Here is a 10,440-nt window from a genome sequence, read left to right on the forward strand (position 1 = left end):
AATGTTGGAGATCCGTTCAAACGGCGGCCTGACGGCGACGGGCAAGACCCTGACAGGCTATGCCGCCGTGTTCAACAGCGAGACTGACCTGGGCGGTTTCACTGAGGTGATCCGCAATGGCGCCTTCACGAAGTCCCTGGGGGGCGGGGCCAACATTCGCGCCCTCTACCAGCACCAGGGCGACGCCCTGCTGGGGACGACCCGAGGCGGCACGCTGCAGCTCAGGGAGGACGGCAAGGGGCTGGCCTTCGATCTGGCCTTACCCGACACCAGCCATGGCCGCGACCTGGCCATCCTGGTCGGTCGGGGGGACGTGGCGGGTTGCTCCTTCGGGTTCAGGGTGCGGGCTGGCGGGGAACGCTGGGAGCAGCGATCCGGCAAGCCGGTGCGCGAGCTGATCGACGTGGAGCTGGTCGAGATCACTCTGACCAGCGACCCGGCCTACCAGGACACCACTGTCGCCATGCGTAGCCGTTGCGCCGCCGTGCTGACCGATACCCGCCGACTATGGCTTGAGACCTGCTGAAAGTCTGACGTGAACATCATCAAACGCGCCTGGGGCGCCTTCAACTTGGAACGTAGAGGGGTTCCCGGTGGCGACTCCTATTGGAGTGACTTCGCCAGCGGGCGAAGTAGCGCCATCAACGAAGCTACCGCACAAAAAGTGAGCGCCGTGTATGCCTGCGTTCAAGCCATCTCCGAGACAGTCGCCAGCTTGCCGCTGATCCTGTTCAAGCGCAGCGGGGAAGACCGCGAGCGGGCCACCGATCACCCGCTCTATCGCGTGCTGCACGACATGGCCAACCCCGAGCAGACCGCACTCGAAGTGCGCGAATACCTGCAGGCCTGCGTGTTGCTGCGCGGCAATGGCTATGCGCGGATCGTGCGCGGCTTCGACGGCCAGGTCCGCGAGCTGTGGCCCTTGTCGCCTGATCGCGTCTCAGTGGTCCGGGCGGCTGGCAATCTGGCCTACGACTACACCGACGGCAACGGCGTGCTGCATCGGCTGCTGGCCCATGAAGTGCTGCACCTGCGTCACCGCCTGGGCGACGACGGCGTGCTGGGCGTAAGTCCCATTGCTGCAGCACGCGGGGTGGTTGAACTGGCGCTGGCCGAGTCCGACCACGGCATCAACACCTTCACCAACGGCGCCAAGCTGCTGGGCCTGCTCAAGTTCCCCGGCAAGCTCAATGCCGACCAACGGGCGGCCATAAAAGCGAGCTGGTCTAGCCAGTATGCAGGCGGAAGAAACTCCGGCAGGACCGCCATCCTGGAGCATGGCGTGGACTTCCAGTCCGTCAGCATGAGCCTGGAAGATGCCGAATGGATCGCCGCGCGTCAGTTCAGTGTCGAGGAGGTCGCGCGCCTGTTCCGCGTGCCGCCCACGGTCATCGGCGACTTGAGGCACGGCAACTATTCCAACTCGGTCGAGATGGCCCGCCAGTTCGTCACCATGACCTTGCGCCGCCATCTCGTGGCCTGGGAACAGGCAATCGCCAAACAGATGCTTATGTTGGACGGCCAGCAAATCTACTTTGTCGAGCACCAGGTCGAGGGCCTGCTGCGCGGCGACAGCGTGAACCGCGCCGACTTCTACGACAAGGGCATCGCGGCCGGCTGGCTGCTGCCATCCGAGGCCCGGCGCCTGGAAAACCTGCCCACCATTGAAGGAATAGACCATGCGCCAGCCGTGGGACCGCAGTAAGCGAGCCAATCGGACGGGGCGAGACTCCGACCCCCGCCGCACGCTCAAGCTGAATACAGCGGCCTGGCAGCGGGTGCGGGCTGACGTGCTGAGTCGTGAGCCGCTGTGCCGTCACTGTGCCGCGCGCGGCCTGGTGGTGCCCGCCACGGACGTGGACCACATGAACGGGGCCGACGACAACCGCCTCGAATCGCTGCAGCCGTTGTGCCATGAATGCCACTCGCGCAAGACCGCACGCGACCAGGGCAAGCGGGTGGCCTACGGCTGCGACCCCAGCGGCAAGCCGGCTGACCCGGATCACCCTTGGAATCGGCCCGCAGCCCCAAGACCGGCTGATCCTCAGATGGATCTGATCCCGGAAATCACCAGGAACCGGCGGCCCTAGACCGATCAGTTCCTCTCTTTTTTGCCCTAAGTCCAAAAAAACCTATGAAAATCAACGACAAGCGCATGAGGTCAGACAGCCCGGCGGCTGCCGTTGCGGCTTCGCAGTCGGCAGCACTTGGCCCCTTGGAGCCGCCCGCCCATGTGTCGCTTCGCGCTGCCGACCTGCCATTCTGGAATGCCATCGTCACCGCGCGTGCCCGCGACACCTGGACTGAATCCGACCTGGCCATCGCGGCCACCCTGTCCCGCTGTCAGTCCGATATTGAGCGCCTGCAGGTCGAAGTGGATCTTGAGGGCTTCACCATCCTCAACGGCAAGGGCGTGCCGATGGTGAACCCCAAGCACAAGCTGCTCGAAACCATGTCACGCCGCGCCGTGGCCCTGTCCCGCGTGCTGCATGTGCATGCCGAGGCGACCGTGGGCCGCAGCCGGGATGCCGGCAACGCCCTGGCCAACGAGCGCCAGGCCGCCTTGCCCCTCGACGACGACGATGAACTGATCCCGCGCCTGCGGCTGGTGGGGTGAGGCCATGAAGACCACCCTGACCCGCGCCGGCCGCGTGATCGCCTTCATCGAAAAGCACTGCGTCACGCCTGACGGCGCCCATGTCGGCATGCCGATGGTCCTGGCCGAATTCCAGAGGGATTTCATCCGGGACGTGTACGACAACCCAGCGGGCACGCGCCGCGCCATCCTGAGCGTGAGCCGCAAGAACGGCAAGACGGGCCTGATAGCGGGCCTGCTGCTGGCCCACCTGGTGGGGCCAGAGGCCAAGCAGAACAGCCAGATCGTCAGCGGCGCCATGAGCCGCGATCAGGCCGCCCTGGTGTTCAACCTGGCCGCCAAGATGGTTCAGCTCTCGCCCAAGCTGTCAGCCCTGGTGCGCGTGATCCCGAGCGGCAAGCGCCTGCTGGGCCTGCCGCTCAACACTGAGTACCGCGCCCTTGCCGCCGATGGCAAGACCGCCCACGGCCTTTCCCCAGTGCTGGCCATCCTAGACGAAATCGGCCAGGTGCGCGGCCCGCAATCGGACTTCGTGGACGCGATCACCACCAGCCAGGGTGCGCACGAGGCGCCGCTGCTAATCGCCATCAGCACACAAGCGGCCAGCGACGCGGATCTGTTGTCTGTCTGGCTGGACGATGCCCACGCCAGCGCCGACCCGCGCATCGTCTCGCGCCTCTACGCTGCACCCGAGGGGTGCGACCTGCTGGACCTGGAGGCCTGGAAGGCCGCAAACCCGGCGCTGGGCATCTTTCGCAGCCAGGCGGATCTGCGCGAGCAGATGACCCAAGCCCAGCGCATGCCGAGCATGGAAAACACGGCCCGCAACCTGCTGCTGAATCAGCGCGTCAGCACCGACAGCCCATTCATCAGCCCGGACATCTGGAAGGCCTGCTCTGAGCCCGTACAGCCGTTCTACGACGCCCCGGTGTTCTGCGGCATGGATCTGAGCGCCAGGACCGATCTGACGGCCCTGGTGATCGTCGGGCAGATTGATGGCATCTGGCATGTGGTGCCCCACTTCTGGACCCCTGAACAAGGGCTTGAGGAACGCGCCCGGCGCGATCGCGCGCCCTATGACGTGTGGCAGCGCCAAGGCTTCCTGCGCACCACCCCCGGCGCCACGGTGGATTACGAGTTCGTCGCGCAAGAGATGGCCGAGATCCTGAGCGAGCTGAACGTCGAGGCCGTGGCCTATGACCGCTGGCGTATCGACCTGTTGCGCAAGGAGCTGGACAAGATCGGCGCCGACCTGCCGCTGGTCGAGTGGGGGCAAGGGTACAAGGACATGGCGCCCGCCCTGGACGCACTGGAAGCCGAGTTGCTGAACGCGCGGATCGCCCACGGCGCCCATCCAGTCCTGACCATGTGCGCCGCTAACGCCACCGTGACCAAAGACCCTACCGGCGCCAGGAAGCTGGACAAAAGCCGCGCCACGGGCCGAATAGACGGCATGCAGGCCCTCGCCATGGCCATGGGTGCCGCTGCCCGTGCCGGCGAGACAGGCAGCGCCTACGAGGACGGCGGTTTTATGTTCGTGTAAACTGGACTTTTACGGGGTTTTGGAGTGCTGGGGGTATCGCTGGGGGTACTCGGAAAAAATCGAATCAAAAACAATCTTGAAATTCAAAGAGTTACAAGAATGATTCAATTGACGCCCTCTCCGCCATGAACAGCAAACGGTAAGCCAACTTACCGCACCGCAACAAGCCCCGCAAGAACTGATAAAGAATCAGGCCCTTGGCGGGGTTTTTTGTTGCTTGAAGTCCAACAAATCCCACATGAAGCTGAACGATCCCATCAAGGTGCTGGCCTGGCTGCAGCAGCGGCCTTCGGCCCATGACTTGCATGCGGCGTTTCCCGAGGAGTGGAAGGCCATGGAGCAGGAGTTGCAGGCCGCGCTGGCCACACGCGATACGACGCGGCTGCACCGTCTGCTGCATCCCGGCGCCAAGCCGGAAACTCCGGAAACGCGCGCGAAGATCGCCCTCAACAAGCGGGAGAAACAAGACCTGGTGCGGGCGGCCATTCGGCAGCGCATGGCCGCGCTGGCGATCGAGCGCCATGGCCTGGCCATCGCCACCGGGCGGACTTCAGGCAAGGTACGCTTCAACCTGTTCAACGGCTGGCTCGCGCAGCGCTTGCTGTTTCGGCGCGATCTCGAACGCAAACCGGTATCGCTGCGCTGGTTCAAGCTGCTGTGGCCGTTGGTCTGGCAAAAGCGCCTGCTGATGCCGCTGGTGGAGCGCAAGGGGATTTACTGCTTCTATTCGCTTGAGTTCGTGCGGCGACTGGGCGAGCTGATCGGGAGTCGCCGTTGTCTGGAGATCGCCGCCGGCGACGGGACGCTCAGCCGCTTCCTGCACGAGCAGGGCGTGGCGGTGACCGCCACCGATGACTACAGCTGGCAAGACCGGATCGCCTTTCCCGGCGCGGTCGAGCGGCTGGAGGCCGGTGCCGCGTTGCGCCATTATCAGCCGCAGGTGGTGCTGTGCTCGTGGCCGCCCGCCCAAAACAGCTTCGAGCGTGAGGTGTTCCGCACCGGCAGCGTGGAGCTGTACATCGCCGTCGTGAGCACTCACCGTTTCGCCAGCGGCAACTGGGCGGATTACGACTCACAGCAGGCGTTCACGGTCGAGCGCCGCCCTGATCTGGCCCGCCTGTTGCTGCCGCCCGAGCTCGGCTGCGAGGTGCTGGTGTTTCGACGCCAGCCACAGCGCACAGATTGCACCGTGCCTCGCTGACTCAATGCCGGCGATTCAGCGCAGGTGCGCCATCGACCAGACGTCGCTGCGTGGATCAAGGTGCGAAAAAAGGGCGTGATGTTCCTCGGCTATCGAGGTCAGCGCCACGACGACCTCGAAGGGGAATCCCCTGCGCTGACCGTTGCGGGTATCGTGCAGCAACTCCTCCATGTAATGGATGAAATCCGGCTGCCCCCAGTGCAACTTGAGCTTGCTTCCGATGTGAGGGAACGCTTGGTTGATCGCGCTGTAGTGTGGGTTGTTTTCCAGCATGGTGCGCTCCTTTCAGCCTGCTCATGAACGGCGAGGAACTGATGCCCGATGCTTGTCAGACGTCGATGAGCAATCAAAACAGTCCTCTCGCTTGATGGCCATGTTACTGTAATTAACATTTCAGGTCTAGCCGACTTGACTCACATAGACGGCGACGTGGGCGCGCTGGCTCGGATCGAGTGGCAATGGGCAAATCGGACCAGGGCTGAACCCGGTTTCGCCCTCGAAATCCCCTATCATTCTTCGAAACTGTCCATGAACTCCCCGCGCCCCCGCTGATCCAGCGGACCGAGGAGGCAAGCCCATGAATAACGCCTTCATCCCCCCGCAAAAACGCGCTGCCTGGAACAAGCTCCAGGCGCTGGCCCAGAGTGAACTGCCCCATCTGCGCGAGCTGCTCGCCGATCAGTCCCGCGCTCGCGCCAGCGGCCTGCAGCTGAACGTCGCCGGCCTGCAACTGGACGCCTCCCGCCAACAGGTCACGCCTGAAGTGCTGCAGGCGCTGCTGGAGCTGGCCGCCGAATCGGGCGTGCTCCAGCAGAGCGAGGCCCAGCGCCGAGGCGTTGCCATCAACGCGACCGAGCAGCGCGCCGTGCTGCACATGGCCTTGCGCGGCGCCGACATGGCTGACGCCCCCTGGGGCGAGGCGGTTTCCAGCGCGGTGCGCCAGGAGCTCGACCGTTTCCTGGATGCCGCCGAGCGCATCCGCGACGGCCGCTGGCTTGGCCAGCGCGGACAGCGCATTGCCAACGTGATCAATATCGGCATCGGCGGCTCGGATCTGGGCCCGCGCATGGCGGTGCAGGCGCTCGACGCCTGTGCCTCCAGCGCGGTGCGGGTGCACTTTGTCTCCAACCCAGACTGTTGGGCGCTACAGTCGATCCTGCGCTGGTGCAAGCCCGACAGCACGCTGTTCATCGTCCAGAGCAAGACCTTCACCACCCAGGAGACCCTGACGCTGGCCGCATCGGCGCAACGCTGGCTGGCTGACCACGGTCTGAGCACGACGGAGCAACAGGCGCCGCACCTGATCGCCGTGACCGCCTCACCGGCAGTGTCGGCCGCCCAGGGCTATGCCCCGGAAAACACCTTCGGCTTCTGGGACTGGGTCGGCGGGCGCTACTCGGTCTGGTCGGCGATCGGCCTGCCGCTGGCGATCGCGATCGGCGCCGAGCAGTTCCGCGCCTTCCTGGCTGGAGGCCACGCGATGGACCGCCATTTCTGGAAAGCGCCGCCCGAGCAGAACATGCCGCTGCTGATGGCGCTGCTGGGCATCTGGAACCGCAACTTCCTGGGCTGCCCGACCCACCTGATCGCGGCCTACGCCAGCCGGCTGTTCCACTTCGCGCGCTTCGTGCAGCAGCTCGACATGGAATCCAATGGCAAGAGCACCCATGTCGACGGCAGCCCGGTCGAGGTCGGCACCGGCCCCATCGTCTGGGGCGGCCTGGGCATCGAGGGCCAGCACGCCTACTTCCAGCTGCTGCACCAGGGCCAGCACCGGGTACCGGTCGATTTCATCGGCGTGCAAAGCGAGGACTGCCTGCTGCCGCTGGCGGCCGAGCACCATCGCGTCGCGTTGCTGAATCTGCAAGCCCAGGCCCAGGCGCTGGCGCTGGGGCGCGACGCCACAGCGACCGAGGCCGAGCTGCGCGCCAATGGACTGGACGAGGCCCGCGTGGCGGAACTGCTGCCGCACCGCATCTTCCGCGGCAATGTGCCGAACTCGACCCTCTGGCTGCCGGCACTCACCCCCCACACCATGGGCGCCATGGTCGCGCTCTACGAGCACAAGGTGTTCTGCCAGGCCGCGATCTGGGGCATCCACGCCTTCGACCAATGGGGCGTCGAGCTCGGCAAGACCATGGCCAGGCAGATGGAAGCCGATCCTGGCAGCTTCCAGCGGCCAGGAATCAAGCCGCACGCCGTTTGAGCCACTGCTCGAGTTCGGCGGCGGGCAGCGGTTCGGAATACCAGTGGCCCTGCACGCCGTCGCAGCCCAGCGCCTTGAGTTGCTCCGCCACCAGCGGGTCCTCTATGCCTTCGGCCAGGGTGTCGATCTGCAGGCTGCGGGCGATCTGGATCATGGCGCGCACGATGGCCCGGTTCTCGTCCTCGTGCAGCAGGCCGGTGATGAAGCTGCGGTCGATCTTGAGCTTGTCGACCTTCATCCGCTTGAGGTAGGCCAGGCTTGAGTAACCGGTGCCGAAATCGTCGATGGCCAGGTGAATGCCCAGCGCGCTCCATTGGGCCAGCATGGCCATGACCGACTCGTCGTGCTGCAGCAGGGTGGACTCGGTCAGCTCGAGCTCCAGGCGATTGGGATCGAGACCGCTGGTCTTGAGGGCGGATCGGACATCCTGCTCGACCACGCCCTGGCGGAACTGGACGGCCGACAGGTTGACCGCCACCCGCCCGAGCGACAATCCCGCGCGCTGCCAGGCCGCCGCCTGGCGACAGGCCTCCTGCAGGATCCAGCGACCGATCGGCGCGATCAACCCGCTTTCCTCGGCGATGCCAATGAAGGCACCCGGCTGGATCAGGCCCTGTCCCGGCCGGCGCCAGCGGATCAGGGCCTCGACGCCCACCACCTGCCCGCCGCGCAGGTCGATCTGCGGCTGGTAGTGCAATTCGAACTGCTAGCGCTCGAGCGCCAGCCGCAAGGCCTCGCAGGTCTCGACGTAATGCAGCAACTTAACGTTCATGGCCGGCTCGAAGACACGGTACAGGTTATGTCCGGCCTTCTTGGCCTCGTAGAGCGCCGTATCGGCGTTGAGCATCAGGGTTTCGCTGTCGCTGCCATCCTGCGGATAGAGTGCGACGCCAATCGAGAACGAAGTGAAGAGCTGGACTCCCTCTAGCTCGAAGGGGGCGCCCAGCTCGGACAGGATGCGGACACAGAGATTGGAAACCTGCGGGTAGGCCAGCACCTCGGGCAGGACCGCCATGAACTCGTCGCCCGAGAGGCGACACACCGTGTCCTCGGCCCGCAGGCACAGGCTCAGCCGCATCGCCACGCCCTTGAGCAAGGCGTCTCCCACGGCATGGCCATAGGAGTCGTTGACATACTTGAACTTGTCCAGGTCCAGGTAGAGCACGGCCAGGCCGTTGCGCTGGCGCTTGGCGACCTCCAGGGCCTGCTGCAAGCGGTCCTGGCCCAGGACCCGATTGGGCAGGCCGGTCAGGGCATCGTGATAGGCCAGGAACTCGACCTGCTCGCGCGCCTTCTTCTGCTCGGTGATGTCGGTGCCGACGACATGCAGCAAGGCCTGGCCGCCCTGCTGGATCAGGGTCACCACCAGATGCGCGATGAAGGCCTGACCGTCGGGACGCAGGAAGGTCCATTCGAACTCGCAGGCGCCCTGCTCCAAGGCGGCTCGCGCCAGCTGAGCCGCCTTGTCCGCCGAAGGCTGGCCATCGGGCTGGAACAGGGGCGAGAGTTCGCTCAGCGAGCGGCCGACCCACTGATCGAGGCGCTCCATGCCATGCATGGCCAGGGCGGCCTGGTTGGCGGCGGTGCAGCGGTCGTTCTCGAGCAGCAAGACGGCCTGGACCGTGTCCTCGAACAGCTTGCGAAAACGCTCCTCGCTCTCGCGCAGCCGCTCGTCGGCCAGGCTGGACTCGGCCTCATGGCTGTGGCGCAGCTGGGCGTAAGCCCGTTGGCGCCACTGGATCGCCAGCCAACCGAGACTGGCCACCCCGGCGATGGCACCAAACAGGGCGAGCTTGATCCATGACTGCCGCTCCCAGTCGTGGTAAATGGCAGGAAGCTGCCGGCTAAGGGAAATCACCAGGAACTTGTTGGACGGGGTGATGGTGGGCTGGATCGAGCTCAGCACGGCCAGGCTGTGCCGCCCGGTCGGAACGGCCATGCCTTCTTGCAGGCTGCTCCGCAGTCCGCTCTGGATATGGCGCGTGAACAAGACGCTGGGCGTGTTGGCGAAATTCATGCCAGCAACCCCTTCGCTGTCGGGCACCTGGAATACCCCCTGACCATCGCCGTGAATCAGCGCGGCGCGCATGTCCAGCGCGTAAAGCACCGATTCGAGCAGCACGCTGAAATAGTCCGGATCGAGCACGGCCGACACATAGCCCTTGAGCTCGCCCTTGGCGTCGAGCACCACCTTGCCGACCGCCAGGCTGGACACTCCGTCCGGGCTTAGAAAGGGGTTCGAGACATACAGCAGGTTCGGGTCACCGCCTCGGCGCATGGCCTGATAGCGCTCGGCCTCGCGGAAGTTCAGACCGAGAAAATCAGACCGGTTACTCGCGATCAGGTCGCCATCGCGACTCACGACGCTCAGCGAGCGCACGCCAGTCATGCCAGTCATGCCAGCGATCATGGACTGCAGACGCTGGTTGAGCGCGCTCATGTCGCGGCGCGGCAGCAGCAGCTCGGGCAAATCGCGCCGGATCGAGTCAAGGGCATTGCTGGTCGATTGCAGGCGACTGCTGAGGTTGGCCTCGACCATGCCAGCCAGCTGCATCAGCCGCTGGCGCTCCTGCGCCTCGATGGCGGCATGGGAGACATGCAGATCGAAACCGACGAAACCCGCCAGCGCCAGCAACAGGACTGCCAGCGCGTTCCAGGAAGAGGTCAAGCACCTGAGCAGGAGGTTTGACGGTTTCATGAAAAATCATGCATATAAGAAAACTATATCATATAGCCAATCATTTGAGGCAAGCCTGGTCGATGACGGCAGGGCGATCGCGCTATGTTGAGTCTGGCGAGATTTGACCGAACAGGATCTGCTGGCGGTAGTCGAGGCTGGTGCCGGCGCGCATCTTGCGCCGGCGTATGCTCACGTTGCTGCTGTCGTTGTCGCG

10 protein-coding genes are annotated in these 10,440 nt (G+C 65.0%); 7 read left to right on the top strand and 3 right to left on the bottom strand.

Annotation, left to right across the window (positions count from 1 at the left end):
* The first annotated feature begins 1 nt into the window (after position 1).
* From PHR85_RS11320 to PHR85_RS11345, 6 genes are all read left to right on the top strand, one after another.
* Positions 2–526 (top strand): HK97 family phage prohead protease, encoded by a 525-nt coding sequence (locus PHR85_RS11320; protein WP_300054361.1) that lies wholly within the window; start codon positions 2–4, stop codon positions 524–526.
* Positions 527–535: 9 nt separating this feature from the next.
* Positions 536–1,705 carry a phage portal protein gene (locus PHR85_RS11325; RefSeq protein WP_300054363.1) on the top strand — a complete coding sequence of 390 codons (1,170 nt, stop codon included), beginning with the start codon at positions 536–538 and terminating at the stop codon, positions 1,703–1,705.
* 85 nt (positions 1,706–1,790) lie between these two features.
* The gene (locus PHR85_RS11330; RefSeq protein WP_300054365.1) at positions 1,791–2,090 is read left to right on the top strand and encodes an HNH endonuclease; all 300 of its coding nucleotides are present in this window, start codon (positions 1,791–1,793) and stop codon (positions 2,088–2,090) included.
* A gap of 44 nt (positions 2,091–2,134) precedes the next feature.
* Positions 2,135–2,617: a TerS protein gene (locus tag PHR85_RS11335; protein WP_300054367.1), complete on the top strand. Its 483-nt coding sequence runs from the start codon at positions 2,135–2,137 to the stop codon at positions 2,615–2,617.
* A gap of 4 nt (positions 2,618–2,621) precedes the next feature.
* Positions 2,622–4,139, top strand: coding sequence for a terminase TerL endonuclease subunit (locus PHR85_RS11340; RefSeq protein WP_300054369.1), 1,518 nt, complete (start codon positions 2,622–2,624; stop codon positions 4,137–4,139).
* A gap of 238 nt (positions 4,140–4,377) precedes the next feature.
* Positions 4,378–5,340: a hypothetical protein gene (locus PHR85_RS11345; protein WP_300054371.1), complete on the top strand. Its 963-nt coding sequence runs from the start codon at positions 4,378–4,380 to the stop codon at positions 5,338–5,340.
* Positions 5,341–5,355: 15 nt separating this feature from the next.
* Here PHR85_RS11345 and PHR85_RS11350 read toward each other — a convergent pair whose 3' ends face one another.
* On the bottom strand, positions 5,356–5,613 hold the full coding sequence (locus PHR85_RS11350) for a hypothetical protein (protein ID WP_300054373.1): 258 nt from the start codon (positions 5,611–5,613) through the stop codon (positions 5,356–5,358).
* Between the two features lie 304 nt (positions 5,614–5,917).
* Between PHR85_RS11350 and pgi the strand changes: the two genes are divergently transcribed.
* Positions 5,918–7,546 carry a glucose-6-phosphate isomerase gene (gene pgi / locus PHR85_RS11355; RefSeq protein WP_300054374.1) on the top strand — a complete coding sequence of 543 codons (1,629 nt, stop codon included), beginning with the start codon at positions 5,918–5,920 and terminating at the stop codon, positions 7,544–7,546.
* On the opposite strand, the gene PHR85_RS11360 is transcribed toward pgi, so the two are convergent.
* Both PHR85_RS11360 and PHR85_RS11365 read right to left on the bottom strand, forming a co-directional pair.
* The gene (locus tag PHR85_RS11360) at positions 7,527–8,243 is read right to left on the bottom strand and encodes a bifunctional diguanylate cyclase/phosphodiesterase (RefSeq protein WP_300054375.1); all 717 of its coding nucleotides are present in this window, start codon (positions 8,241–8,243) and stop codon (positions 7,527–7,529) included. The genes pgi and PHR85_RS11360 overlap by 20 nt on opposite strands.
* A 9-nt stretch (positions 8,244–8,252) precedes the next feature.
* The gene (locus PHR85_RS11365; RefSeq protein ID WP_300054377.1) at positions 8,253–10,214 is read right to left on the bottom strand and encodes a diguanylate cyclase; all 1,962 of its coding nucleotides are present in this window, start codon (positions 10,212–10,214) and stop codon (positions 8,253–8,255) included.
* Between the last annotated feature and the right edge of the window lie 226 nt (positions 10,215–10,440).

The sequence above is a fragment of the Malikia sp. genome (genome assembly GCF_028687635.1).
Taxonomy (GTDB): domain Bacteria; phylum Pseudomonadota; class Gammaproteobacteria; order Burkholderiales; family Burkholderiaceae_C; genus Malikia.